General features: G+C 53.4%; 25 protein-coding genes. 15 read left to right on the top strand and 10 right to left on the bottom strand.

Translation table 11 applies throughout. The features are described from left to right. Positions 1-283 precede the first annotated feature (283 nt). On the top strand, positions 284-655 hold the full coding sequence (locus DD586_RS11515; protein WP_012884993.1) for an inner membrane protein YbjM: 372 nt from the start codon (positions 284-286) through the stop codon (positions 653-655). 62 nt (positions 656-717) lie between these two features. On the opposite strand, the gene DD586_RS11510 is transcribed toward DD586_RS11515, so the two are convergent. After that, positions 718-975 (bottom strand): GrxA family glutaredoxin, encoded by a 258-nt coding sequence (locus DD586_RS11510; protein WP_012884992.1) that lies wholly within the window; start codon positions 973-975, stop codon positions 718-720. Between the two features lie 503 nt (positions 976-1478). On the opposite strand from DD586_RS11510, the gene nfsA reads away from it, so the two are divergent. The 9 genes from nfsA to rlmC all read left to right on the top strand — a co-directional run bounded on the left by nfsA (position 1479) and on the right by rlmC (position 10088). Then, positions 1479-2201, top strand: a complete 723-nt coding sequence (nfsA, locus tag DD586_RS11505; protein ID WP_012884991.1) for an oxygen-insensitive NADPH nitroreductase — start codon at positions 1479-1481, stop codon at positions 2199-2201. 12 nt (positions 2202-2213) lie between these two features. Beyond that, a complete protein-coding gene (rimK, locus tag DD586_RS11500; protein WP_012884990.1) occupies positions 2214-3116 on the top strand; it encodes a 30S ribosomal protein S6--L-glutamate ligase in 903 nt (300 codons plus the stop codon). Positions 3117-3282: 166 nt separating this feature from the next. Next, entirely contained in the window at positions 3283-3762 is a 480-nt protein-coding gene (locus tag DD586_RS11495; protein WP_012884989.1) for a YbjN domain-containing protein, read from the top strand. 401 nt (positions 3763-4163) lie between these two features. Continuing rightward, positions 4164-5273 (top strand): spermidine/putrescine ABC transporter substrate-binding protein PotF, encoded by a 1110-nt coding sequence (potF, locus tag DD586_RS11490; protein WP_012884988.1) that lies wholly within the window; start codon positions 4164-4166, stop codon positions 5271-5273. 116 nt (positions 5274-5389) lie between these two features. Next, positions 5390-6517 (top strand): putrescine ABC transporter ATP-binding subunit PotG, encoded by a 1128-nt coding sequence (gene potG, locus DD586_RS11485; protein WP_012884987.1) that lies wholly within the window; start codon positions 5390-5392, stop codon positions 6515-6517. Between the two features lie 14 nt (positions 6518-6531). Next, positions 6532-7491, top strand: a complete 960-nt coding sequence (potH, locus tag DD586_RS11480; RefSeq protein ID WP_012884986.1) for a putrescine ABC transporter permease PotH — start codon at positions 6532-6534, stop codon at positions 7489-7491. Further along, positions 7488-8333, top strand: a complete 846-nt coding sequence (gene potI / locus DD586_RS11475) for a putrescine ABC transporter permease PotI (RefSeq protein WP_012884985.1) — start codon at positions 7488-7490, stop codon at positions 8331-8333. Before potH ends, potI begins: the two co-directional genes overlap by 4 nt. A gap of 107 nt (positions 8334-8440) precedes the next feature. Further along, positions 8441-8893, top strand: coding sequence for a YbjO family protein (locus DD586_RS11470; RefSeq protein WP_041164954.1), 453 nt, complete (start codon positions 8441-8443; stop codon positions 8891-8893). A gap of 64 nt (positions 8894-8957) precedes the next feature. After that, a complete protein-coding gene (gene rlmC / locus DD586_RS11465; protein ID WP_012884983.1) occupies positions 8958-10088 on the top strand; it encodes a 23S rRNA (uracil(747)-C(5))-methyltransferase RlmC in 1131 nt (376 codons plus the stop codon). Positions 10089-10210: 122 nt separating this feature from the next. Here rlmC and DD586_RS11460 read toward each other — a convergent pair whose 3' ends face one another. From DD586_RS11460 to artP, 5 genes are all read right to left on the bottom strand, one after another. Beyond that, entirely contained in the window at positions 10211-10945 is a 735-nt protein-coding gene (locus tag DD586_RS11460; protein ID WP_012884982.1) for an arginine ABC transporter substrate-binding protein, read from the bottom strand. Between the two features lie 275 nt (positions 10946-11220). Then, entirely contained in the window at positions 11221-11892 is a 672-nt protein-coding gene (gene artM / locus DD586_RS11455) for an arginine ABC transporter permease ArtM (protein ID WP_012884981.1), read from the bottom strand. Further along, positions 11892-12608, bottom strand: a complete 717-nt coding sequence (gene artQ / locus DD586_RS11450) for an arginine ABC transporter permease ArtQ (RefSeq protein WP_012884980.1) — start codon at positions 12606-12608, stop codon at positions 11892-11894. Before artQ ends, artM begins: the two co-directional genes overlap by 1 nt. Positions 12609-12623: 15 nt before the next feature. After that, positions 12624-13355, bottom strand: a complete 732-nt coding sequence (gene artJ, locus DD586_RS11445) for an arginine ABC transporter substrate-binding protein (protein WP_012884979.1) — start codon at positions 13353-13355, stop codon at positions 12624-12626. A 17-nt stretch (positions 13356-13372) separates the two neighbouring features. Continuing rightward, a complete protein-coding gene (artP, locus tag DD586_RS11440; RefSeq protein ID WP_208855551.1) occupies positions 13373-14101 on the bottom strand; it encodes an arginine ABC transporter ATP-binding protein ArtP in 729 nt (242 codons plus the stop codon). 350 nt (positions 14102-14451) lie between these two features. Between artP and DD586_RS11435 the strand changes: the two genes are divergently transcribed. Then, entirely contained in the window at positions 14452-14778 is a 327-nt protein-coding gene (locus DD586_RS11435; RefSeq protein ID WP_012884977.1) for a heavy metal-binding domain-containing protein, read from the top strand. Continuing rightward, positions 14775-15647, top strand: coding sequence for an N-acetylmuramoyl-L-alanine amidase (locus tag DD586_RS11430; RefSeq protein WP_012884976.1), 873 nt, complete (start codon positions 14775-14777; stop codon positions 15645-15647). Before DD586_RS11435 ends, DD586_RS11430 begins: the two co-directional genes overlap by 4 nt. A 102-nt stretch (positions 15648-15749) precedes the next feature. Here DD586_RS11430 and DD586_RS11425 read toward each other — a convergent pair whose 3' ends face one another. The 3 genes from DD586_RS11425 to hcp form a co-directional block, all read right to left on the bottom strand. After that, the gene (locus DD586_RS11425) at positions 15750-17219 is read right to left on the bottom strand and encodes a DUF2867 domain-containing protein (protein WP_012884975.1); all 1470 of its coding nucleotides are present in this window, start codon (positions 17217-17219) and stop codon (positions 15750-15752) included. 353 nt (positions 17220-17572) lie between these two features. After that, positions 17573-18577 (bottom strand): NADH oxidoreductase, encoded by a 1005-nt coding sequence (gene hcr / locus DD586_RS11420; RefSeq protein ID WP_012884974.1) that lies wholly within the window; start codon positions 18575-18577, stop codon positions 17573-17575. Positions 18578-18638: 61 nt separating this feature from the next. After that, positions 18639-20291 carry a hydroxylamine reductase gene (gene hcp / locus DD586_RS11415; RefSeq protein ID WP_012884973.1) on the bottom strand — a complete coding sequence of 551 codons (1653 nt, stop codon included), beginning with the start codon at positions 20289-20291 and terminating at the stop codon, positions 18639-18641. Positions 20292-20542: 251 nt separating this feature from the next. Between hcp and DD586_RS11410 the strand changes: the two genes are divergently transcribed. Continuing rightward, positions 20543-22204: an ATP-dependent endonuclease gene (locus DD586_RS11410; RefSeq protein ID WP_012884972.1), complete on the top strand. Its 1662-nt coding sequence runs from the start codon at positions 20543-20545 to the stop codon at positions 22202-22204. A gap of 150 nt (positions 22205-22354) precedes the next feature. Here the strand turns inward: DD586_RS11410 and cspD are convergent, their stop codons facing one another. Next, complete coding sequence (cspD, locus tag DD586_RS11405; protein WP_012770072.1) at positions 22355-22576, bottom strand: cold shock-like protein CspD; 222 nt, start codon at positions 22574-22576, stop codon at positions 22355-22357. Positions 22577-22897: 321 nt separating this feature from the next. Here cspD and clpS point away from each other — a divergent pair, with 321 nt between their 5' ends. Both clpS and clpA read left to right on the top strand, forming a co-directional pair. Continuing rightward, positions 22898-23218: an ATP-dependent Clp protease adapter ClpS gene (gene clpS / locus DD586_RS11400; RefSeq protein WP_012884971.1), complete on the top strand. Its 321-nt coding sequence runs from the start codon at positions 22898-22900 to the stop codon at positions 23216-23218. 28 nt (positions 23219-23246) lie between these two features. Further along, positions 23247-25523, top strand: a complete 2277-nt coding sequence (gene clpA, locus DD586_RS11395) for an ATP-dependent Clp protease ATP-binding subunit ClpA (protein WP_012884970.1) — start codon at positions 23247-23249, stop codon at positions 25521-25523. Positions 25524-25574: the final 51 nt, after the last annotated feature.

Below are 25574 nucleotides of genomic sequence, written 5' to 3'. Positions count from 1 at the left end.
CCCATTAAAGGGGCGCTGACCATGTCTGGACGACACTATGATGATAAGAAAGGAGCGGACCCCATTATTTTTTATCTGGCAACGTCTCAAAAGACGGGAAATACCGTCTGGCATGACGCGGCTATTTTAGTGATTTCTCCGACGGACAACCAGCCGGTGATGCTGATAAATCACCACGAAGCTGGCTTTTCGTCCCATCAGGGATACCTGCTGCGCATGATAGTGGTGGGCGACGACCGTTGCTCCGTCATGCGCAGGTTTAGTCTATTTCGGGGAGGCTCACATGACAGGCAATAGAGGGTGGCTGGGTGTAGTCAGCTGTTTTGTCTTGTTTACGTTAGTATTTTTAAGTCAAAAGATGCGTATCGTGGGGACATCGCTGGAAGACGGCTTTCATGGTGATCCGGGGATGCTGTTGTTTTTACTGCCTGGAATGGTATCAAGCTACTTGTCGCGTAACCGGCGATTGCGTTATCCCCTCATGGGCGCGGTGGTGGCGATGCCGGTTTGTCTGTTGGTGTTGCAACTATGGTATTTTCCCAGCTTGTCGTTCTGGCAGGAACTGGCTTATCTCAGCAGCGCGGTGTTCTGGTGTCTGATGGGGGCGTTGGCGTTTCTATTTTTACGGGCGGTGAGTCTGCATTACTTACGCTAAACACCAAAAAATCACCAAGGTACGCTTGGTGCCTTGGTGATGAGCAGATAAACGGCGCGGGATTAATTGAACAGATGCTCTCTGGCATAGGCTTCAAAGTCGGTGCAGCCGCCAATGTGTTTTTCATCCAGGAAAATCTGAGGTACGGTTTCTACCGGTTTGCCCACCGTTTTAGACAAATCAGCTTTGCTGATGCCTTCTGCATGGATATCAACGTAACGGTAATTGAAATCGTCGCGCTCTTCGGTCAATTTTTCAGCCAGTTCTTTGGCTCGGACACAATAAGGACAACCAGGACGACCAAAAATAACTGCGTACATGTAAACTCCTTAACATCTCTATGTTATCTGGGTATCTCTGCTATCAGGACCTACCCATAATTGTAAACGGTTTTAGCCAACCGCGTTACTATGCCCGCAATCTGCGGTGATCTGAAGTAGTCATTGCCTGTTATAACGATTAGCGTCATCTATGTCTTGCTCTGTTTGTCCGTATTCATGTTGTGTCGTGGGTTGTCGCATCTATTGATAACGGTTGACTAAAATCGCTTGCAACGTTGGTCTACCGGCTGGTCTGACATATACTCACTGATGTGCTTGGTGGCGTGAGGCTGCGGTGGTGTCGGGGCATAGCCTATTGATGAGTGACATTGATGGGCAGTATGGGTGGACAATGCAATAAAGAAAGCCAACGTCTGTGCAACGTGGCGTATGGCTAATACAGGTCGTTTATCGCCAAACGACAAGCCCCAAAGCCCTATAATTTGTACAGCCCACGTCGTCAGAGTGTGTCATCTCACCATCGTTCTTCAGGGATATTCAACGTGACGCCAACCATTTCACTGTTACGCCAACATCGTTCCATCCGATCATTTACCGACCAGCCGCTTAGCGATGAGCAGCGGACCGCGATTATTGCCGCCGCGCAAAGTGCGTCGACGTCCAGCTTTCTGCAGTGCAGTTCGATAATTCGTATTACTGACCAGGCGTTGCGCTCGCAACTGGTACACCTGACCGGCGAACAACCGTGGGTGGGGCAGGCCGCGGAGTTTTGGGTATTCTGCGCCGATTTTTATCGGCATCAGCAAATCTACCCGCAGGCCGAGCTGGGCCTGGCCGAACAATTGCTGCTTGGCAGCGTTGATACGGCGCTGATGGGACAAAACGCGCTGGTGGCAGCAGAATCGCTGGGGCTGGGCGGTGTCTTCATTGGCGGCATCCGTAATCAGATTGCTGAAGTGACGCGCCTGCTGGCGATACCACAGCAGGTTTTGCCGCTATTTGGACTGTGCCTTGGATATCCGGCCGTGCAGCCGGACCTCAAACCGCGTTTACCGGCAGCGCTGGTCGTGCATGAAAACCGCTATCAGCCGTTGGATAGCGAGCTACTGGCGCAATACGATCAGCATATTGTTGAGTATTATCGCCATCGCGACAGCAATCAGCGAATGGAGAGCTGGAGCGACCAAATTCGGCGCACCCTGAGCAAAGAGCGCCGTCCGTTCATGCTGGACTACCTGCACCAGCAAGGTTGGGCCACCCGGTAGTACTGGAGCGCTATGAAAATCGCCATTCTGTCACAGGACGGTTCTCTCTATTCTTGCAAGCGATTATGTGAGGCGGCGGAAGAGCGGCAGCATGATATCGAGGTGCTCAACCCGCTGTCGTGTTACATGAACATTAACTCTGCCGCACCGTCAGTGCATTACCGCGGGCGTCATCTCGGGCACTATGACGCCGTGATCCCGCGTATCGGCGCCGCCATTACTTTTTATGGCACTGCGGTGTTACGCCAGTTCGAAATGCTGGGCAGCATGGTGCTGAATAATGCGATGTCGGTCATCCGTGCCCGCGACAAACTGCACTCATTGCAACTGTTGGCCCGCCAGGGTATTGACTTACCGATCACCGGATTTGCTCATTCACCGGATGACACCGCGGATCTGATCAAAATGGTCGGTGGCGCACCGCTGGTGGTGAAGCTGGTGGAAGGCACGCAGGGTATTGGCGTGGTGCTGGCGGAAACCCAGCAGGCGGCGGAAAGCGTCATTGATGCTTTTCGGGGCCTTAATGCGCATATTCTGGTACAGGAATATGTGCGTGAGGCTCAAGGGAAAGATATTCGTTGTCTGGTGATCGGCGATCGCGTGGTCGCGGCTATCGAGCGGCAGGCTAAACCGGGTGATTTTCGCTCCAACCTGCACCGGGGCGGAACGGCCAGCCGGGTACGCATCACGCCGCAAGAGCGTGCAACTGCGGTAAAGGCCGCAAAAACATTGGGACTGAATGTGGCGGGTGTTGATATACTGCGTTCGGCGCGAGGGCCTCTGGTGATGGAGGTCAACGCCTCACCCGGGCTGGAAGGTATCGAAACCGCTACCGGGCTGGATATCGCAGGGATGATGATCGAATATATTGAACAACATCATCGTTCTGTATCTCGGGTAGCCAGAACAGGGTGAGTGTGTTGCGGATGACTGTGCTGCGAATAACTGTTTTGCACCCATTCGGTTTTTAGCGCGTCGACGCGCCGTGATGGCCAGTTCGTGATGACGATTGGTCGGCTATTCCTGAGTTAGGCATTGCGTAGGTCAGGTTTTTATCTCCATGAAATATGAGGCGGTCAAGATGGATTCAATCATCGTCCCTGATTTGAATTTGCTTCGGCGGTGGCTGGATCAACTGGGCATTATTTACTTCGAATGTGACTCTTGTCAGGCGTTGCATTTGCCGCACATGCAGAATTTTGACGGGGTGTTTGACGCCAAGGTTGATATGGCGGACAGCGTCATCCTGTTTTCCGCGCTGGCGGAAGTGAAACCCACCGCCCTGATCCCGTTGATGAGTAATCTGAGCCAGATCAACGCCAGCTCGCTGACGGCTAAAGCGTTTCTTGATATTCAGGACGATAACCTGCCCAAATTGATCGTCTGCCAGACATTCAGCGCAGGTGCGGGGATGACACTGGAACAGTTCCGCCATTTCATGGAGCAGGCTGAGCAGCAGGTTTCCATGGTTATTATGGAAGCCAGTGCCAATAATCTGCTGTTTTTGGGTGATGAGGAAGAGAGCCCTGCTGAACGTTTCAACACCTCCAGCCTGCATTGATTACGTTATGGATCAATAGCTGGTCATCAGCTTTGCTTATTTATTCAAACCGCATTTAATGCGGTTTTTTATTATCTAAACCAGATGTTTTTCTGCCTTTGCCGTTTCAGGGCGTAGCACATAGATAAATTGTGAATAAATAATCGATAAAACCTGTTTTTTACTTTCTGGTATGGTACGGGCGGAATAGTGCGGTTATGCTTTATTTCTGTGTGGTTCAGATAATAACGTCATAGCGGATTGCGTATTAACGATGAAAAACGCGGGTGCATAGCCATGCATCATCGTTGTTATTCTGAGCCTGTTGTTATTCTGAGCATGAAGAAACACAGAACGGTGTCATTTGCTGACACTGTGCATTCACCCCCCTGTATTTACCCCTGGTATGGAGGAAGGAACGGATGTTCACCCAACGTAAAAAATGGCTTTCGGGTGTTTTAGCCGGCTTAATGGTGGCCGCGTCCGTCACCGCATCGGCGGAAGAGAAAACGCTGCACGTCTATAACTGGTCTGATTATATTGCGCCTGACACGCTGGAAAACTTCCAGAAAGAGAGCGGCATTAAAGTCGTGTATGACGTGTTTGACTCCAACGAGGTGCTGGAAGGCAAACTGATGGCCGGCAGCACAGGGTTCGACTTGGTGGTGCCGTCTGCCAGCTTCCTGGGGCGCCAGATCAGCGCCGGTGTCTTCCAGCCACTGGATAAGAGCAAACTGCCGAACTACAAAAATCTTGATCCTGAGCTGATGAAGCTCATCGAAGAACACGATCCGGGCCATAAATACGCGGTGCCGTATCTGTGGGCAACCACCGGTATTGGTTATAACGTCGACAAGGTTAAGGCCGTGCTGGGTAAAGATGCGCCGGTGAACAGCTGGGATCTGGTGTTGAAACCGGAGAACCTGGAGAAGCTCAAGAGCTGTGGCGTATCCTTCCTTGACGCACCGGCTGAGATTTATGCCACGGTGCTGAACTATCAGGGTAAAAACCCAAACAGTACCAATGAGTCGGATTACACCAAAGACGCCACGGATTTACTGCTGAAACTGCGTCCGAACATCCGCTATTTCCATTCCTCCCAGTATATTAACGATCTGGCCAACGGCGATATTTGCGTGGCGATCGGCTGGGCTGGCGACGTCATGCAGGCAGCCAACCGGGCGAAAGAGGCGAAAAATGGCGTGAATATCAGCTATAGCATTCCGAAGGAAGGCGCGCTGGCATTCTTTGACGTCTTCGCCATTCCGAAAGATGCCAAGAACCTGGATTCAGCCTATCAGTTCCTCAACTATCTGCTGAAACCGGAGGTGATTGCCAACATCAGTAACCATGTGTATTACGCCAACCCCAATAAAGAGGCGACTGCACTGGTGAAAGATGACGTGCGTAATAACCCGAATATTTATCCGCCAGCGGATATTCGCGCCAAGTTGTTTACGCTTAAGGTGCAATCGCCCAAGATTGACCGCGTGATTACACGCTCGTGGACCAAGGTAAAAAGCGGGAAATAATCGCTGTCCTTGACTCCACTTTCATGCAACAGGCGGCTTACCCCGCCTGTTTGTGCTATTTGTGTCGCAGTCATGTGGCTGCGATTTTGTTCTGCTTTTGCCGGAGAGCAAATTAAGTGAACGAAGCGATCCCCCGCCCCAAACCCCAGAAAGCGGCCATGCCGTTGCTGGAAGTGCGTAACCTGACCAAAGCGTATGATGGTCAGTTTGCGGTTGATGACGTCAGCCTGACCATCTATAAAGGCGAAATTTTCGCCCTGTTGGGGGCTTCAGGGTGTGGTAAATCCACGCTGCTGCGCATGCTGGCGGGTTTTGAGCAACCTACCCAGGGACAAATTGTGCTGGATGGACAGGACCTGTCGTTGGTACCGCCTTACCAGCGCCCGATCAACATGATGTTTCAGTCCTATGCGTTATTTCCGCACATGACAGTGGAGAAAAATATCGCTTTCGGCCTGAAGCAGGACAAGTTATCGCGCGGTGAAATCAACGATCGCGTCGAAGAGATGCTGACGCTGGTGCATATGCAGGAATTCGCCGGGCGTAAACCGCATCAGCTTTCTGGCGGTCAGCGTCAGCGTGTGGCGCTGGCGCGCAGTCTGGCGAAACGTCCGAAACTGCTGTTGCTGGACGAACCGATGGGCGCGTTGGATAAAAAATTGCGCGATCGCATGCAACTGGAAGTGGTCGACATTTTGGAGCGAGTGGGGGTGACTTGTGTGATGGTGACCCACGATCAGGAAGAAGCCATGACCATGGCGGGCCGCATCGCTATCATGAATCGCGGCAAATTTGTGCAGATTGGCGAGCCGGAAGAAATATACGAAAACCCGAATACGCGCTTTAGTGCTGAATTCATCGGTTCAGTCAATATGTTCGAAGGGCTGTTGAAAGAGCGTCAGGACGATGCGCTTATTGTGCAAAGCCCGGGGTTGGTGCATCCGCTGAAGGTCAATTCTGATGTATCCGTGGTGGATGGCGTGCCGGTTTATATTGCGCTGCGCCCGGAAAAAATCATGTTATGCGACGAGGTGCCAGCAGATGGATGTAACTTTGCCGTGGGCGAAGTGGTGCACATCGCCTATTTGGGTGATCTCTCTATTTACCATGTCCGGTTAACCAGTGGGCAGACGATCAGCGCCCAGTTGCAAAACGCCGACCGTTTCCGCAAAGGCTCGCCCACCTGGGGAGATGAAGTGCGCCTGTGCTGGGATGCGGACAGTTGCGTGGTGTTGACGGTATAACGGGAGAAGACGCAATGGCGATGTTATCTGAACAACATGAACCGCCGGGCCAGCCGATGAGCCCGCTGCGTGCGACGCTGGCGCGGCTGCGTCTGGCGCATGGCCGCAAACTGGTGATCGCCCTGCCTTATCTGTGGCTGTTATGCCTGTTTATGCTGCCGTTTCTGATCGTCTTCAAGATCAGTTTTGCCGAAATGGCGCGTACGGTGCCGCCGTATACGGATCTGATCGCATGGGCGGAAGATCGGCTGCAAATCAGCCTGAATATCGGCAACTATCTGCAATTATTGTCTGACCCGTTATATATCGATGCCTACCTGCAATCGCTGAAAGTCGCGGCGGTCTCTACGTTGTGTTGTCTGGTGGTCGGGTATCCGATGGCCTGGGCGGTGGCACACAGTAAGCCGTCCACCCGCAACATTCTGCTGCTGCTGGTGATCCTGCCGTCATGGACCTCGTTCCTGATCCGTGTGTACGCGTGGATGGGGATTTTGAAAGATAACGGTATCCTGAATAATTTCCTGCTTTGGCTTGGGGTCATCGATCAGCCGCTGGTGATTTTGCACACCAATCTGGCCGTGTATATCGGTGTGGTCTATTCGTATTTACCGTTTATGGTGTTGCCGATTTATACCGCGCTGACCCGACTGGATTATTCGCTGGTGGAAGCCTCGCTGGATTTGGGGGCGCGGCCGGTCAAAACCTTCTTTAGCGTCATTGTGCCGCTGACCAAAGGCGGCATTATTGCCGGGTCGATGCTGGTGTTTATCCCGACCGTCGGGGAATACGTGATCCCTGAGCTGTTAGGCGGGCCGGATAGCATCATGATTGGCCGTATTCTGTGGCAGGAGTTTTTCAATAACCGCGACTGGCCGGTCGCGTCGGCGGTAGCGATGGTGATGCTGTTCCTGCTGATTATTCCGATCATCTGGTTCCATAAACATCAGAATAAAGTCGCGGAGGATCAGTCATGAACAATTTACCAGTCGTGCGTTCACCGTGGCGGACGCTGATTTTGGTGCTGGGATACAGTTTTCTGTATGCCCCGATGCTGATGCTGGTTATCTACTCTTTCAACAGTTCCCGGCTGGTGACGGTGTGGGCAGGGTGGTCTACCCAGTGGTACAGCGCGCTGTTTGAAGACTCTGCCATGATAAGCGCGGTGGCGCTTAGCCTGACTATCGCGGCGGCCTCGGCGACCATGGCGGTGGTATTGGGCACGCTGGCGGCGGTAGTGATGGTGCGTTTTGGTAATTTCCGCGGTTCTAACGGGTTTGCGTTTATGCTGACCGCACCGCTGGTGATGCCGGACGTTATCACCGGGTTGTCGTTACTACTGCTGTTTGTGTCGCTGGCGCAGGCTATTGGCTGGCCTGCAGAGCGCGGCATGCTGACCATCTGGCTGGCGCATGTCACCTTCTGTTCGGCGTATGTCACCGTGGTGATCAGTGCCCGCTTGCGCGAGTTGGATCATTCGATTGAAGAAGCGGCAATGGATTTAGGTGCGACACCGCTGAAAGTCTTTTTCATTATTACCGTACCGATGATTGCTCCGGCGCTGGTGTCTGGCTGGTTGCTGGCTTTTACCCTGTCACTGGATGATTTGGTGATTGCCAGCTTTGTTTCCGGCCCCGGTGCTACGACCCTGCCGATGCTGGTGTTTTCCAGCGTAAGAATGGGCGTTAACCCGCAGATTAACGCACTGGCATCTCTGATATTGTTGGTGGTAGGCATTATCGGTTTGATTGCCTGGTGGTTTATGGCTCGGGCGGAAAAGCAACGCCAGCGTGATTTGCAAAAAGCGAGGCGCGGCTGACAGCGTTTTGCCTTCCCCCGAACTTGCCAATTCTCACCACGCCGCCATACTTTTGGTGGCGTGGTCATTTCAGGGGGAATGCAATCATACTGTACGGCAAACGGGAACTGCTACAGCGTGGCGTATTCGCACCTGTGGCGGTGATGGTGGCGGGATGGGCGATTATCGCCACCCGGTGTCTGGGCATCGTCCTGACCATCAGTGAACTGGGGTGGAGCGGCTTTGGTGGCTGGCTCAGCAGTAGCGCAAAGCAGTGGGACAGTACGCTGGTACTGCTGGCTGCACTGCTGGTGGTATGCCTTGAAATCCGCTGTGGGTTCGCGGTTCTCAGCGGGATCAACTGGGGGCGTTGGTGTTTTCTGATAACCCAGTGTCTGGTCACGGTGTATATGCTAACGGCGTCGTTAGTGGAATTTTTGCCACCGATTTTTCACGTCAGCGGCGATGGCGTCGGTGAAATCCTTCACCATTTGTTGATGCAGCGATTGCCGGATTTTCTGCTGATTTTGCTGTTGTTCCTGCCCCGGCGTAGCCAGCGTTTTTTTACTCGCCATCCCTAACTTTCCCGCGTGGGGGTGATACAATCGGCCCCCCTTGATGTTAACGACAGATTTCAGATTTTCCATGCAATGTTCCCGCTATACCGACGGTTCGTGCCGTTCCTGCCAATGGCTGGAAACCGACTACCCACAGCAGATCATCGATAAGCAACAGCACTTGTCTAAGCTGCTGGCCGATCACCCGGTCCAGCGCTGGCTGACGCCGTTCACCTCGCCACAGACCGCGTTTCGCAATAAAGCCAAGATGGTGGTCAGCGGCAGTGTGGAACGTCCGCTATTGGGGATGTTGCACCGTGACGGTTCGGCGGTTGATCTGTGTGACTGCCCGCTCTATCCCGACAGTTTTGCACCGGTGTTTAGCGTGTTAAAAGTCTTTATCGCCCGCGCAGGTTTGACGCCTTATAACGTCGCCCGGCGTCGGGGAGAGCTGAAATACCTGCTACTGACGCAAAGTACCCTCAGCGGTTGTTTTATGCTGCGGCTGGTTTTACGTTCCGAAACGAAACTGGCACAACTGCGCGCTGCATTACCGTGGTTACAGCAGCAGTTGCCGCAGTTGACGGTGATATCGGCGAATATCCAGCCTGTTCATCAGGCGATACTGGAAGGGGATCAGGAGATTCCGCTGACGCCAGCGCAGGCGTTGGAGGAGCGTTTTAACCAGGTGCCGCTGTATATTCGACCGCAAAGTTTCTTTCAGACTAACCCGGTGGTTGCCGCCGCATTGTATGACACGGCCCGCCAGTGGGTGTCGACGTTACCGATACGCAGCCTGTGGGATCTCTTTTGTGGCGTGGGTGGATTCGGTTTGCATTGCGCCGGGCCGGATAGAGTGCTCACCGGTATTGAAATTAGCCCAGAGGCGATTGCCTGTGCGCAACACTCAGCGACACTGCTGGGGCTTGAGAATGTCAGCTTTGCTGCGCTGGATTCCACTCGCTTTGCGGTTGGCGAAATGCAGACGCCGGATCTGGTGATCGTTAATCCACCCCGGCGAGGGATTGGCGCTGAACTGTGCGACTACCTGAGTCGTATGGCACCACCGTATCTGTTGTATTCCAGTTGTAATGCCGAAAGTATGGCGAAAGATATTGCACGCTTGCCTGCCTACCAGATACAGCAGGTGCAGTTGTTCGATATGTTCCCGCATACCGCGCATTATGAGGTGCTGACATTGCTACAACGGCGTGTCTAATCCGGGAGATACGTCAGTGATGGGCGTTTTCAGATGTAAGTTGTCTTTAGTCCCGTCCCTCTTCACCGTCTTTTCCATCAGTACGCTGCCGGTAGCCACCGGCAGCGTGAAGGTCACATATTTTACTGCTGCGGGAACCACTTGTCGTTGATGGCTTTGTAGGTGCCATTAGCCTTGATGGCATTCAGCGCACCATTCAGTTTTTCCAGTAACGCCTGATTATCCGGGCGAACGGCAATGCCTAACCCAATGCCGAAATAGGTTGGATCAGTGATCTTCTCGCCGACGGTGGCTAAGTCCGGATTGTTCTTCAGCCATTCGTTGACCACGGCAGTATCGCCGAATACGCCGTCAAGGCGGCCGTTTTTCAGGTCGATCAGCGCATTCTGGTAACTGTCATACGGGACGGTTGTCACTTCCGGGTGTTTTTCCTGCAGAAATTTCTGGTGGGTTGTTCCATTTTCCATACCGATGCGCTTACCTTTCAGGTCAGCCAGTGAATGGAACTTGCCTTTCTGGGCGATGACGATAGCCGAGTTAGCGTAGTAAGGCTGGGTAAACGCCACCTGTTTGCTGCGTTCTGGGGTGATATCCATACCGGAAATAATCGCGTCGTACCGACGGAATTTCAGCGCCGGAATCAGGCTGTCAAATGCCTGATTGGTGAAGCTACAGGTCGCCTGTAATTGTTTACACAGCGCATTGGCGAGGTCGATATCAAACCCGACGATCTGGTTGTCGGCATCCAGCGATTCGAACGGCGGATAGGTGGCCGATGCAGCAAAACGAATGGTTTCTGTTGCCAGTGCGCTAAAGGTGGTGCTGGCCAGCAGTGCGGCAAGAATAAGCTTTCTCATGGGGTACTCCAGATTATTTTATATATACCAACCTAATAGCCGTTGGTAAGGATGCCAATACCATGCCATCAAATGTATTTATATGCAAATAATATGACTATAAATTCATTTTATTTTGCACGTTACTGGCCTGAATGCCCTGATGTCAGGCTAATATGAGTAAAAATAAAGCATAATTTACGATGTTTTTTCCGTGGAGAGATGGGTTTCTCGCATAAAAAAACGCCAGCATAAAAGCTGGCGTGATCAGTCATTACGTTATATTTACTGATGATTCAGGTGTTGCGCTGTTCAAACCGCAGTGCGCGTCGTTCGATCAAGCGCATCAATAGCGTCAGCAGGCCATTGACGCACAGATAGACGATGCCTGCCGCGCCAAACACCAATACATCGTAAGTGCGACCATACAGCAACTGGCCGTAGCCCATCACTTCCATCAGGGTGATGGTGTAAGCCAGCGATGTCCCCTTGAATACCAACACCACTTCGTTGGAATACGAGGAGAGCGCGCGTTTAAACGCAAACGGCAGCAGGATACGCAACGTTTGACGCTGATTCATCCCCAGCGCGGCACAAGACTGCCATTGGCCGGATGGAATCGCCCGCACGGCACCATAAAACAGCTGTGTGGTATACGCGGCGCTGTTCAACGCCAGCGCGCTGACCGCACACAACCACGGCTGCGATAACAGATTCCATAGCCAGTCTATACGGCGAATCGACTCAAACTGACCCGGACCGTAATAAATCAGGAATATCTGCACCAGCAGCGGGGTACCGGTAAACAAGGTGATATAGCCTTTAGCCAGAACGGACAGTACCGGGGTTTTTAGTGTCAGAATAACCGTCAGCACTAGCGAGAGCACTAACGCCAGCAGTAACGACGCTAGCGTCAGCATCAGACTGGTGTGCAACCCTTTAAGCAGTTCGGGAATGTAACCCAGCATCAGGACGGCCTCCGTTCAAAGCGTGTGGCGCGTGTTTCAATTTTCTTCAGGATCACCTGGCTGAACAGCGTAATGGCGAGATAGATAGCGGCTGCAATCATGTACCAGGTAAAGGGTTCCTGCGTGCGGGTGGCGATACTTTTGGTTTGCAGCATCAGGTCATTAACGCTGATAAGCGACACCAGCGCGGTGTCTTTGAGCAGCACCAGCCACTGGTTGCCTAAACCGGGCAGGGCATGACGCCACATCTGTGGCATGATCAGTCGGCGGAAAATCACGCCTTTGCTCATGCCCAGTGCCTGACCAGACTCCCATTGCCCTTGTGGCACCGCTTTCAGTGCGCCACGCAGCGTTTGCGACGCATAAGCGGCATACAGCAGCGACAAGGCAATTACGCCACACAGAAACGGGCTGACTTCAAAGTTATCTATCGCCAGCTTAACGGGGATCTGTATCACACCGAGATTGAGCGTAAAGCCATCTGACAGCATCAGCATCAATTGCGATGAGCCGAAATAGATAAACAGCACCACCAGGATTTCCGGCAAACCGCGCAGTAACGTGACGACGGCGGTGCCGCAGGCGCTGATAACTTTCCAGCGCGCGGTTTCCCACAGGGCAAACAGCATAGCCAGCAGTAGCCCGAGCACCAGAGCGCAAACGGCAAGGCCGACGGTCATCCCGGCGGCGCTTGCTAGAGGTTGAAATTCAATCATTGATTTTCTATCGGATTACTGCTGGAACCATTTCTTGTAGATGGTCTGGTAGGTGCCATCCTGCTTGATGTTGTTCAGCGCATCGTTGAATTTTTTCACCAGTTCATCATTGTTCTGGCGAACCGCAATACCCAAACCGATACCGAAGTAGTCTTTATCGGTCACTTTAGTTCCGACGGATGCCAGGTTCGGGTTCTCTTTCAGCCACTCGTTCACAACGGCAGTGTCACCAAAGACGGCGTCCAGGCGACCATTTTTCAGATCCAGCACGGCATTCTGATAGCTGTCATACGGCACAACGGTGATGTCTTTATGCTTATCCAGCAGGTATTTCTGGTGTGTGGTGCCATTCTGCACGCCGACGCGTTTGCCTTTGAGCGCGGCGATATCAGCCAGTTTGTCTTTCTGAGCGATGAACAGCGCTGAGTTTTCATAATATGGCTGGGTAAATGACACCTGCTGCTGGCGTTCCGGGGTGATGTCCATACCGGCGATGACTGCATCGTAGCGACGGAATTTCAGACCGGGGATCAGACTATCGAATGCCTGATTGCTGAAGGTACAGGTAGCCTGAATCTGTTTACACAGTGCGTTAGCAAGATCGATATCAAAACCGACGATCTGGTTGCTGGCGTCTACCGACTCAAACGGAGGGTAGGAGGCTTCCGTGGCAAAACGAATGGTCTCAGCTGCGCCGACGGAAAGACTTAAGCCGCCGAGCAGGGCGGCAACGAGCAGTTTCTTCATGTTATTATCCTTATCTATCAGTGAGATAAATAGCCAGCAAACTCGGGTGTTTGTGGTTGGGAAAAGTGTGAGGCGTCGCCATGTTCCACAATGCGGCCATTTTCCATATACACCACGCGGCTGGCGGTTTTACGTGCGAAGTCGACTTCATGGGTGACGATGACCTGAGTAATACCGGTTTCGCTCAATTCTTTAATGATACTCACCACCTGAGCGGTGATTTCCGGGTCGAGGGCCGCGGTCGGTTCGTCAAACAAGAGTACCTGCGGTTCCATCATTAGCGCGCGGGCAATGGCAACACGCTGCTGCTGGCCACCCGAAAGGTGGAGCGGGTAGCGGTCGGCAAAGTCGCTCAGTCGCAGGCGGCTCAACAGTTTTTTCGCCCGGGTATGTGCTTCCTGACGGTTGAGGCCCAGTACACGGCAGGGGGCTTCGACCAGATTTTGCTGCACAGTGAGGTGCGGCCACAAATTATACTGCTGGAACACCATGCCGACATTGCGGCGCAGTTCACGGATCGCGTTCTCACCGGGTGTCTGGCTAAAATCAAACGTCGTACCGCCGATGCTCAGGGTGCCGGAGCGAGGCGTTTCCAACAGGTTCAGTACCCGTAATAATGAACTTTTGCCAGCCCCACTGGGGCCGAGCAATACCAGCGTTTCGCCGGATGGACAATCAAGGGTGACATCGAACAGCGCTTGGTGTGCGCCATAGAAACAGTTAATGCTGTTTAGTTGAATACTCATGCGCAAGAATTGAATAGACATTGATGCCGCAAATGGTAGCCTCGGCAGAATAGTTATGCAATCGCCACGGGTTAAAATTTGCGAATACACGACTTATTGTCGCTATTTTAGCACAAAATATTGCTTTGCCGCGATGGTGGTGGATTTGTCAAGGCAATCGCCGTACTGTGGCACACAATCTTCAGCTATAAGGTGGCCCGGTTTTGGCGCAGTTCGTTGTTAAAACAGGTGATTGATGACGTCTGTGTTGTAAAATGCATTGTTAATGGCGGAAATTGCTATAAAAGCGTAAGAAGACTGTGAAAAACACGGTTGGTCATGAAAGTGAACATCGGATGCGAGGAGGCATGATGCTGTTATCGACAACACCCACGCTGGAAGGACAGGTTATTGAAACCTATTGCGGTGTGGTGACGGGAGAAGCCATTCTTGGTGCCAACATCTTTCGGGATTTCTTTGCCGGTATTCGAGACATTGTTGGTGGCCGCTCCGGTGCTTATGAAAAAGAGTTGTGCCATGCCCGGCAAATCGCCTTTCGTGAACTGCAACAGCAAGCTGAGGAACTGGGGGCGAATGCTATCGTCGGTATCGATATTGATTATGAAACCGTGGGGAAAAACGGCAGCATGCTAATGGTGTCCGTCAGCGGCACGGCGGTTGTGGTTCGTGGTTCATGACAAGAAAAGCGATTCGGTTGGTGTGGCGAAGCGCAGTGCTGATGGCGGTGATCGTGCTGGCAGGCTGTCAGACGCGTGAGCGGTATGTCGATGAAGGCGATTACCAGCTAGATCTGTCGTCGAAGGCGGTTAGTCGCGGTGAACGAGTCCGTTTTCTGGTGCTGCACTACACAGCCGAAGATCTGGATTCGTCGCTGGAAACACTCACCGCTGAGCAAGTCAGCGCACATTATCTGGTCCCCGCTTATCCTCCGCGAGTAAACGGTAAACCCGTGGCGTGGAAACTGGTGCCAGAATCACAGGCTGCCTGGCATGCGGGCGCCAGTTACTGGCGCGGCTACAGTCAGTTAAACGCAACCTCCGTCGGCATCGAGCAGGAAAACCCTGGCTGGCGTCAGACGGCGTCTGGCACGCATTGGTGGCAACCCTACACACCGCAGCAAATTGCACTGGTCACTTCTCTGGCGCGTGACATTATCGCACGCCATCACATTGCCCCACAGGATGTGGTGGGCCACAGCGATATAGCACCTCAGCGCAAGGTTGACCCAGGCCCGTTGTTCCCCTGGCGGCAACTGGCAGCGTCGGGGATTGGTGCCTGGCCGGACGCGGCACGGGTGCGTTTCTATATGGGTGACAGAGGGAAAACGATGCCGGTCGACAGAACCGTGTTGCTCACCAAATTGGCGTGTTATGGCTATGAGGTCAAAGAGGGAATGAGCGAACGTCAGCAGAAACGGGTCGTGGCGGCATTCCAGATGCATTTCCGGCAGCAGCGCTACGACGGTGAGGCTGATGCGGAAACCGAAGCGATTGCTGATGCCCTGTTGGAAAAATACGGCGTGGCATCGTGTAAGGGCGCGGCATGAGGTTTTGCCTGCTTATCGTCTGTGACGCGAACGGTATGGATCTGCACCGCACGGTGTGAAACCTGCCTTGTTGCCCAAGGCAGGTGTGCGGTAGAGGCTGGTTCAGTCGTGATGAGAGAGACGATGGATATCCCGTTGTTCCGCTTCCTGTGCCAGCGCTGCGATACGGCGTGCCATGCCACGGAATATGAACAAATGTGCGGGCATCATCAGGAACCAATAGCCTAATCCGTTGCAACCTGCCGGATGCCACCAGGCCCGAACATCCAGCACCCGGTAAGTGCCGCGCTCGTCAATAGAAAACGCCAGTCGCCCAAGCCCGGGTGCTTTCATGCCAAACAACAGCACCAACTGCCGCAGCGGTTTCAGCCGAATGACTTTCCAGCCATTGATAAGGTCGCCTTCCATCAATTCTGACCGTTCCGGACGGTTATAACTCACCTGATTGCCGCACAAGTCATCTATTTTGGCCCGAATTGTCCATAACGGATTGGCGTAAAAATAACCGTGTTGACCGCCGACTTGCTGCACGATGTTCCACAGTGCCTGACTGCTGGCGTTGGTCTTGTAGCTGCAACCGGCTTGTTTCGGGTAGAAGGCGTAATCAGGGCGCCAGCGTGCCTGTACATCTGGATCAAAGGCCCAGTCAGGGTGCTGTGCGGCGGCTTTTTCGTCATCCAGCGTGGCCCGTACCGCGTCGTCAAAGGTCAATAACCGCTGCGGAATCAGACGCCGCAGTTCGCTATCGTCCATGGGTAAGTCATGCCGCAGCCCTTGCACCAGCGCCCGGGCGGTGGAACTGGAAACCGAGGTTATCAGGTTGAGAAACCAGGCTGAGATCAACGCGGTCGGTACGGGAACCGGAAGCAACAGACGGCGTTTACCGGTCAGGTGAATAAATCGTTCGAATAGGGTTTGATAGCTGAGGTATTCCGGACCGGCGGCATCGAAAATGCGGTGCTGTTCGGCTGGGTGGTGCCGTATTTCCGTCAGGTAGGTGAGCAGGTTTTCCAGCGCGATCGGTGAGGATTTCGAGCGCACCCAGCGTGGTGGCGTCAGCACCGGCAAATTGTTGACCATATCACGCATGATTTCGAATGCAGCGGAGCCCGGCCCGACGATGATCCCCGCACGCAGTTCGGTGACCGGGATACCGCTACTGCGCAGAATATCGCCGGTTAGTTTACGTGCCTGCATGTGGGTGGATGGGTGCTTGTCGGTTTGTGCTGACCCCAGATAGATAATCTGTCGGATCCGGCTGGTGCGTAACACCTGTCGCAGGTTTTGCGCCGATTGATATTCCCGCTCCAGAAAATCGGCACCATCGCCCATGCTGTGCGCCAGATAATAGAGCGTCTCTGCCTGCCATAGCCCTTCAGGCAGTGTATAGGGCTTCATTAAATCGATGTGTTCACAGCGCACACCAGAAAGGTTGAGCGCCGCCAGCGAGTCGATATGGCGTGAGGCGGCAATCAGCGGTTGATCTTGTTGACTCAGTCGTGTGAGGAGGTGTCGGCCAATATAGCCACTGGCACCAAGGATAAGAATCGGGGCGGGTTTGACGGTCATCATGTATTTTTTGCTCCTGCCACAACAACGCAACTTAAAACGGCAGCGGTGTCCCTGTCGATATTTACGTCCGCCATGCAGACCCTAAGAAACGATAGATTATGTAAAAAACAGATTATGTAAAAATGGGTTATGTAAAAATAGGCTATGTAAAAATCAGCTATTCAAATGTAGCCTAAAAACAGGCAGTCAGCGTATGGCATGCCATAGCGCGGTGATTGCGCCCCGCACCGGGCGTGTACCGCCTAATATAGCGGTAAGCTGAAAGGGGAAAAACCCCGCCTTAATGGTTTTGTAACGAAAATGCGGGGTAGGTCCAGAGGCTGATGGAGCCGTAGGTGGGTAGGTACGGGAAATCAGGCTAGCTCGACGTCCCCTTGTAGCTGGCAACTGCAGGCCAGTACATAGCCGTTTTCAATTTCTTCCGGCGTCAACGTCATGGTGCTGCTGGTGGTGTAGTGGCCGCTGAGAATTCGTGTTTTGCAGCTACCGCATACGCCAGCGCGACAGGCGGCATTCACCGGTAACTGATGACTTTCCAGTGCCGCCAGCAGGCTGATACCGACCGGAACTTTCACTTGTTGTAATGAATGGCGAATAGTCATCGTGAGTTGTTCGCCGTCATCATCCCCCGCCATATCCGGGGCACCGAACTGCTCTTTAAATATACGATCGCGTGGCACACCGGCCTGTAAGCAGAACGTTTCTACCTGCTGCATATACGGCTGCGGACCGCAGGTCATTACGGTACGGCGGGTGATATCGGGTACTTGCTGTTGTAGCACCGATTCTGTCAGACGTCCGCTGAGGAAACCGGCGTTTGCCTGTTGCTCTGCCATCAGCGTGAGTTGCAGTTGCTGCGGGTAACGCTGACAGAGCGTTTGCCACTCCGAAGCAAAAATCACGTGTTGCGGGTCGCGGACGTTGAAAATGACCTGAATGTCGGTGTGTGGGTGATTCGCCAGCAGCCAGCGGGTCATCGACATAATCGGTGTTACACCACAACCAGCAGCCAGCATCAGGTAACGGTCACTGACGGCGTTGCAGGTGAATTCGCCTTGTGCGTCGGAGATCCACAAATAATCACCGGGTTTTACCTGCTCTGTCAGCCAGCGTGAACCAACGCCGTTTTCCAGCCGCCGTACGGTGAACGTGATAAAGGGGCTGACTCCCGGTGATGAAGACAAGGTATAGGCACGCAGCGTTTCGCTACTGTTGGCGATGCTGACCAGTGCGTACTGGCCGGGTTGCCAGGGATAAAAATCGTGGTTAATCAGCGAAATCGTCCAGACATCCGGCGTTTCCTGATGAAGAGAGTGCACCTGCATGCGGTTAGGGCATTGCGGGGTAGGCATAGTCATGGGGAGTCTCCATAACAGCCTTCCGCCGGGTTGCGGCGGAAGGTGAAGGTCAACAAACCGATCAGGCGGTGAGGATATCGTTCAGGTCTTGCTCAACGGTCGTGATAGAGCGCATACCGAATTTCTCGTTCAGGATGGCCAGCAGCGACGGTGTCAGGAAGCCCGGTGCGGTAGGGCCGGTGTAGATATTTTTCACACCCAGCGCCAGCAGTGTCAGCAGGATAACAATCGCTTTCTGTTCAAACCATGACAGCACCAGACTCAGCGGCAAATCGTTGACGCCGCAACCCAGTTTTTCCGCCAGATTGACCGCCAGCATGATGGCTGAGTAGGCGTCGTTACACTGACCGACATCCAGCAGACGCGGTAAGCCTTCCAGTGTGCCGAAATCCAGCTTGTTGAAGCGGTATTTACCGCACGCCAGCGTCATGATCAGGCAGTCTTGCGGTACGCTACGGGCGAAATCGGTGTAGTAGCTACGTTCGGTACGGCTACCGTCGCAACCGCCAACCAAAAAGACATGGCGCAGTTTTTTGCTGGCGACCAGATCAATCACCGTATCTGCCGCATTCAGCAGCGTCTGGCGACCAAATCCGACGGTAATCAGATGCTCAATCTCACTGTACGGGAAGCCCGGTAGTTGCTGTGCCTGGGCGATGACTGCGCTGAAATCATCCCCTTCGAGATGTTGAGCACCCGGCCAGCCGACGATACTACGGGTCCAGATACGGTCGGTATACTGGCCTACGTTAGGGTCGATGATGCAGTTGGAGGTCATCAGGATCGGGCCGGGGAATTTGGCGAATTCGGTTTGCTGGTTCTGCCAGCCGCTGCCGTAATTACCGACCAGATGGGAGAATTTTTTCAATTCCGGGTAACCGTGCGCTGGCAGCATTTCACCGTGGGTATAAATATTGATCCCGGTCCCTTCGGTTTGTTCCAGCAGCATGCGCAGGTCTTTCAGGTCGTGGCCGGAGATCAGGATGGCTTTGCCTGCCACCGGACGGACGTTAACCTGAGTCGGTTGCGGATGGCCGTAGGCGGAGGTTTCACCCTGATCCAGAATCGCCATCACGTTGAAGTTCATTTTGCCGATAGCCATTGCATTGCCGAGCAGCGTATCGACATCGGTAGGCGCGGTGCCAAGCCAGGCCATAAATGCATGGTAGTCGGCGTATAAGGCGTCATCATGTTGCCCCAGTACGTGGGCGTGTTCCATGTAGGCCGCCGCGCCTTTCAGGCCATACAGGCACAGCATGCGTAGCCCGTGGATATCGTCGCCAATCGCGGCTTTATCTTTGTTCAGCGCAAACTCGGCAGACTGCTGTAACAGGGTCGGGATGTCGTCGCCCGCCAGTTGCAGTTCCGCCATCGGGTGGTCGACGGTAACACTGGCGTCTTTCAGACGGCAACGGGTTGCCAGACCTTCGCGCAGGCTAATGGCTTCGCGGGCATAACCGATGATGCGCGGCGAGTCAAAGTTTACGTTGGTCAGGGTAGAGAAGAAGGCGCGAGGAGCAAAGCTGTCGATGTCGTGATCGATAATGCCCAGCGCGCGTGCCTGCAACGCCCAGGCCGACAATCCCTGGAGAACAGCAACCAGCAGGTCTTGCAGGTCAGAGGTTTCAGCGGTTTTACCGCACATGCCTTGCGCGTAGGCGCAGCCATTGCTGGCCGGGGTTCGGATGGTCTGTTCACATTGCACACAATACATGATGGCTTCCTTTATTAAAGTTGCATTTATAATGCCTGTTATGAGAATAGAACGGTTGCGGGTGTCTAAAAAGGCTTTTTATATGCAATTTAAGGTGAACTTGATTTAGCGCAATTTTCATGTGTGGATGAAAATCACTCGCATCTGTGGGGCATTTTTATGCGTCGCGAGGCAGATCCGAGGCATAGGGCTTGACCCTGTTGTGCTTTTATCGTCATGCTCATCAGGAAAGCACAGCACTGGAGGCACGGATGTATCTGGAAAGAGTCGAGATTGTTGGATTCCGGGGCATTAACCGACTGTCGCTAACACTGGATGAGAATACGGTTCTGATCGGTGAAAACGCTTGGGGAAAGTCCAGCCTGTTGGATGCGCTTTCGCTGCTGTTGACACCGTCGCCGCCGCTTTATCACTTCGATCTGCAGGATTTTCATTTTACACCCGGCGATGAAACCAGCCGGGAACGTCACTTGCAGGTGATCTTTACGTTTTGTGAGTCTGCCCCGGGTCACCACCTGGCTCCCCGTTACCGCTCTCTATCACCGGTCTGGATTAAAGGTGAAGGACGATTGCACCGTATTTTTTATCGTCTGGAAGGGGAAATGGATGAAAGTCAGGCGATTTTTACCTGGCGCAGTTTTCTGGACGCCAATGGACAGGCGTTGGCGTTGGACAATATCGACTGGCTGGCTAGCGAAATCGTGCGCCTGCATCCGGTGCTGCGGCTGCGCGACGCCCGTTTTATCCGCCGCTTCCGCACCGGTACATTGATGCCGCAAGTCGATGATAATGAGCTGTTATCACGCCAGTTCGAAACACTGGTGCGAGAATTGGCGCAGAATCCCAATCGGCTGACAAATCAGGAGCTGCGCCAGGGGTTGGTGGCGATGCGCCAACTGGTGGAGCACTATTTTTCTGAGCAGGGTGCTGACCCGAACGACAGGCGCCATCATCGTCATGCGCGGGCTGGTAATGGCCGGGCCTGGCGCTCGCTGGATAACATCAACCGTATGATTTCCGGCTCTCACAATCGCAGCCGCCGCATTATTCTGCTGGAGCTGTTTTCTACGTTGTTGCAGGCCAAAGGTTCCGCTGTGTTAGACCCACACGCCAGACCCCTGCTGTTGATAGAAGACCCGGAAACCCGCTTGCATCCGATCATGCTGTCGGTGGCATGGGGGCTGCTGACGCAATTGCCATTACAGAAAATCACTACCACGAATTCCGGCGAGCTGCTGTCACTGGTGCCGGTAGAGCAGGTGTGCCGTTTGGTACGCGAGTCGGCGAAGGTGGCGACCTATCGTATCGGTCGGCAGGGCATGACGCAGGAAGACAGCCGCCGCATTACCTTCCACATTCGATTTAATCGCCCGACATCGCTGTTTGCGCGCTGCTGGTTGCTGGTAGAGGGCGAAACCGAGGTCTGGATGCTTAGCGAACTGGCGCGCCAGTGCGGGCACCATTTTGAAGCGGAAGGGGTGCGAGTGATCGAATTTGCGCAGGCAGGGCTAAGACCGCTACTGAAATTCGCCTATCGCATGGGGATCGAATGGCATGTGCTGGTGGATGGCGATGACGCCGGGAAAAAATACGCGGCTACCGCTCGTAGCCTGTTGCAGTCGCAAGGGGAATCCGAGCGCGATCACCTGACGATGTTGCCAGCCCTGGATATGGAACATTTTATGTATCGCAATGGGTTTAGCCAGGTCTATCACCGGGTGGCGCAATTACCGGAACCGGTGCCGCTGTCAGCGGCTAAAATCATTACCAAGGCAATTCATCGGACGTCGAAGCCGGATCTGGCGATTGAGGTCGCGATAGAGGCCGCATCGCTGGGGGAATCGGCAATCCCGCCGCTGATTCGCAGCATGTTTTCTCGAGTGTTATGGCTCGCGCGCGGACGGGCGGATTAAGAACCTATCCGAGTCCAAACTGGCTGCGCCAATAACGCCTACTGGGATAGGCTCTAAAAATACCAGCCGCCCGACGGCGGCCGGTATTGGAGTCGTTTGACCTGGTCTCAGGAATTAAAGGAGAAAGACCGGAAAGCGTAAGGTGAGCATTCAGGCGACCGTTTCACCGGCGACTGGTACGATCAGACTGGCGTGATTTCCTTTTGGTCCCTGGTGCACGGTAAATTGCACGACCTGACCTGCTTTCAGCGTCCTGTAGCCGTCCATCTGAATGGTTGAATAGTGGGCGAAAATATCTTCACCACCGCTTTCGGGGCAAATAAAGCCAAAGCCTTTGGCGTTATTAAACCATTTAACAGTACCTGTCTCCATACATCTTCATCCTTCGCTAGAGTGTTCTCTAAGGTGAGGTTATTGGGTTAAGGCAAACCGAATTGATTAAAACATCATCAATCCCACCCTACACTCTATTGAAATCGTCTTTGCCGTCAAGCGCTCGGCTCGGACACTTTGCAGCAGGTTTGTGAAAATTTGATACAGGTAACGCTATCGACAGGTTTTATTGCCGTTAATATCAGGAAGGGAGTTTGTGGGGCCAGAGCGATTTTGAGCAGGCGGTGATACAATAAAAATCAGGCATGCTGCTGTAATGACAGCCAGCGATTAAGTATCAGAACTGATTTTGGGTAGAAGATGGGAAATCATAGCACTGGGCCACAGACCGACGACCTGACTAAAGAGCATTATACTGAAGCCTTGCAACCGCCATCGATGTATAAAGTGATACTTAACAATGACGATTACACGCCGATGGAATTTGTTATTGACGTTCTGCAAAAGTTCTTTTCTTATGATATTGAACGTGCAACGCAACTGATGCTTACGGTTCACTATCAGGGCAAGGCCATCTGCGGTGTGTATAGCGCCGAAGTGGCTGAAACCAAGGTAGCGCAAGTGAACCGCTATGCCAGGGAGAACGAGCATCCGTTGCTCTGTACGCTGGAAAAAGCCTGAATAGGGCAATTTATTGGGGGAGGTGCCTATGCTCAATCAAGAACTGGAACTCAGTCTCAACATGGCTTTCGCCAGAGCGCGTGAGCACCGGCATGAGTTTATGACCGTGGAGCATCTGTTGCTGGCGTTGCTCAGTAACCCCTCCGCACGAGAGGCCCTGGAGGCCTGTACTGTCGATCTGGCGGTTCTGCGTCAGGAACTGGAAACCTTTATCGAACAAACCACGCCTACACTGCCACAAAACGATGAAGAGCGTGATACACAACCCACACTGAGCTTTCAGCGCGTGTTGCAACGCGCTGTATTCCACGTGCAATCGTCGGGGCGCAGTGAGGTGTCGGGTGCCAACGTTCTGGTCGCCATCTTCAGTGAGCAGGAGTCACAGGCCGCCTATCTGCTGCGTAAACACGACGTCAGCCGGTTGGATGTAGTGAATTTTATTTCCCATGGTACGCGCAAAGAAGAGTCCGGTCCGGCTGCAAATCCGGAGAATCCGGTTAACGAAGAACAGGCTGGCGGGGAGGAGCGTATGGAAAACTTCACTACAAATCTCAACCAGCTTGCCCGAGTGGGGGGCATCGACCCGTTGATTGGCCGTGACAGCGAGTTGGAGCGCACCATTCAGGTATTGTGCCGCCGTCGTAAAAACAACCCCTTGTTGGTAGGTGAATCCGGTGTAGGGAAAACCGCCATCGCCGAAGGGTTGGCCTGGCGCATTGTGCAGGGCGACGTACCGGAGGTGATGGCCGGGTGCACGATCTACTCGCTGGATATTGGCTCTTTACTGGCCGGTACCAAATACCGAGGGGATTTTGAGAAGCGCTTTAAATCGTTGCTCAAACAACTGGAGCAGGATCAGAGCAGCATTCTGTTTATCGATGAAATCCATACGATTATCGGTGCAGGTGCCGCCTCCGGCGGTCAGGTGGATGCAGCTAATTTGATTAAACCGCTGCTGTCTAGCGGCAAGATTCGTGTGGTAGGCTCCACTACTTATCAGGAATTCAGCAATATCTTTGAAAAGGATCGTGCGCTAGCCCGCCGCTTCCAGAAGATCGATATCACTGAGCCGAGTGTGGAAGAAACGGTACAGATCATTAACGGTCTGAAGACGAAATACGAAGCGCACCATGATGTGCGGTATACCGCTAAAGCGATTCGCGCCGCAGTAGAACTGGCGGTGAAATACATCAACGATCGTCATTTGCCGGATAAGGCCATTGACGTTATCGATGAGGCGGGTGCGCGCTGCCGTCTGTTGCCAGCCAGCAAACGCAAGAAAACCGTCAATGTGGCGGATATTGAATCGGTGGTTGCCCGTATCGCCCGTATTCCGGAGAAAACGGTCTCCGCCAGTGATCGTGATGTGCTGCGTAGTCTGAGTGACCGTCTGAAAATGCTGGTCTTCGGGCAGGATAAAGCTATCGAAGCGCTGACCGAAGCCATCAAGATGAGCCGTGCGGGACTGGGTCATGAGCGTAAACCTGTTGGGTCGTTCCTGTTCGCCGGGCCTACGGGGGTGGGGAAAACCGAAGTCACGGTGCAACTGGCGAAAGCGCTGGATATCGAGTTGTTACGCTTCGATATGTCGGAGTACATGGAACGCCATACGGTCAGTCGTCTGATCGGTGCTCCTCCGGGTTATGTCGGCTACGATCAGGGTGGTTTGCTTACCGACGCGGTCATCAAACACCCGCATTCGGTATTGTTGCTTGATGAAATCGAGAAGGCGCACCCGGATGTATTCAACCTGCTGTTGCAGGTGATGGATAACGGGACGCTGACTGATAACAATGGTCGCAAAGCGGATTTCCGTAATGTGATCGTCGTGATGACGACTAACGCCGGGGTGCGTGAAACCCAGCGTAAGTCGATTGGCCTCATCCAGCAGGATAACAGCAGCGATGCGATGGAAGAGATCAAGAAGGTCTTTACGCCGGAATTCCGCAACCGTCTTGATGGCATCATCTGGTTCAACCATCTGTCAGCAGAGGTGATTCAGCAGGTTGTCGACAAGTTCATCGTCGAACTGCAGGCACAACTGGATGCCAAAGGAGTATCGTTGGAAGTCAGTGAAGAAGCACGCAACTGGCTGGCAGAGAAAGGCTACGACAAAGCGATGGGTGCCCGGCCGATGGCGCGAGTCATTCAGGAAAACCTCAAGAAACCGTTGGCGAATGAGTTACTGTTTGGCTCGCTGGTGGACGGCGGCTCTGTGAAGGTGGAACTGGATAACGCCGCCCAACAACTGACCTACCGTTTCCTGAGCGCCCAGAAAACTAAGACTGAAGGTGCGGTTCACTGAGTGGGGTTAACGGAGTGTGTGGCGGTGAGGCAAGCACACTACTCCTCAAAC

Source organism: Dickeya parazeae Ech586 (assembly GCF_000025065.1).
Taxonomy (GTDB): Bacteria; Pseudomonadota; Gammaproteobacteria; order Enterobacterales; family Enterobacteriaceae; genus Dickeya; species Dickeya zeae.
Note: the sequence above shows the minus strand (reverse complement) of the source record. Positions and strands in the feature narration are given on the sequence as shown.

Excerpts from the sequence above, each read along its gene's own strand:
- DD586_RS11515 (WP_012884993.1), top strand. The coding sequence starts at position 284 with ATGACAGGCAATAGAGGGTGGCTGGGTGTAGTCAGCTGTTTTGTCTTG.
- DD586_RS11510 (WP_012884992.1), bottom strand. The coding sequence starts at position 975 with ATGTACGCAGTTATTTTTGGTCGTCCTGGTTGTCCTTATTGTGTCCGA.
- rimK (WP_012884990.1), top strand. The coding sequence starts at position 2,214 with ATGAAAATCGCCATTCTGTCACAGGACGGTTCTCTCTATTCTTGCAAG.
- DD586_RS11495 (WP_012884989.1), top strand. The coding sequence starts at position 3,283 with ATGGATTCAATCATCGTCCCTGATTTGAATTTGCTTCGGCGGTGGCTG.
- potF (WP_012884988.1), top strand. The coding sequence starts at position 4,164 with ATGTTCACCCAACGTAAAAAATGGCTTTCGGGTGTTTTAGCCGGCTTA.
- potH (WP_012884986.1), top strand. The coding sequence starts at position 6,532 with ATGGCGATGTTATCTGAACAACATGAACCGCCGGGCCAGCCGATGAGC.
- potI (WP_012884985.1), top strand. The coding sequence starts at position 7,488 with ATGAACAATTTACCAGTCGTGCGTTCACCGTGGCGGACGCTGATTTTG.
- rlmC (WP_012884983.1), top strand. The coding sequence starts at position 8,958 with ATGCAATGTTCCCGCTATACCGACGGTTCGTGCCGTTCCTGCCAATGG.
- DD586_RS11460 (WP_012884982.1), bottom strand. The coding sequence starts at position 10,945 with ATGAGAAAGCTTATTCTTGCCGCACTGCTGGCCAGCACCACCTTTAGC.
- artM (WP_012884981.1), bottom strand. The coding sequence starts at position 11,892 with ATGCTGGGTTACATTCCCGAACTGCTTAAAGGGTTGCACACCAGTCTG.
- artQ (WP_012884980.1), bottom strand. The coding sequence starts at position 12,608 with ATGATTGAATTTCAACCTCTAGCAAGCGCCGCCGGGATGACCGTCGGC.
- artJ (WP_012884979.1), bottom strand. The coding sequence starts at position 13,355 with ATGAAGAAACTGCTCGTTGCCGCCCTGCTCGGCGGCTTAAGTCTTTCC.
- artP (WP_208855551.1), bottom strand. The coding sequence starts at position 14,101 with ATGAGTATTCAACTAAACAGCATTAACTGTTTCTATGGCGCACACCAA.
- DD586_RS11435 (WP_012884977.1), top strand. The coding sequence starts at position 14,452 with ATGCTGTTATCGACAACACCCACGCTGGAAGGACAGGTTATTGAAACC.
- DD586_RS11430 (WP_012884976.1), top strand. The coding sequence starts at position 14,775 with ATGACAAGAAAAGCGATTCGGTTGGTGTGGCGAAGCGCAGTGCTGATG.
- DD586_RS11425 (WP_012884975.1), bottom strand. The coding sequence starts at position 17,219 with ATGATGACCGTCAAACCCGCCCCGATTCTTATCCTTGGTGCCAGTGGC.
- hcr (WP_012884974.1), bottom strand. The coding sequence starts at position 18,577 with ATGACTATGCCTACCCCGCAATGCCCTAACCGCATGCAGGTGCACTCT.
- hcp (WP_012884973.1), bottom strand. The coding sequence starts at position 20,291 with ATGTATTGTGTGCAATGTGAACAGACCATCCGAACCCCGGCCAGCAAT.
- DD586_RS11410 (WP_012884972.1), top strand. The coding sequence starts at position 20,543 with ATGTATCTGGAAAGAGTCGAGATTGTTGGATTCCGGGGCATTAACCGA.
- cspD (WP_012770072.1), bottom strand. The coding sequence starts at position 22,576 with ATGGAGACAGGTACTGTTAAATGGTTTAATAACGCCAAAGGCTTTGGC.
- clpS (WP_012884971.1), top strand. The coding sequence starts at position 22,898 with ATGGGAAATCATAGCACTGGGCCACAGACCGACGACCTGACTAAAGAG.
- clpA (WP_012884970.1), top strand. The coding sequence starts at position 23,247 with ATGCTCAATCAAGAACTGGAACTCAGTCTCAACATGGCTTTCGCCAGA.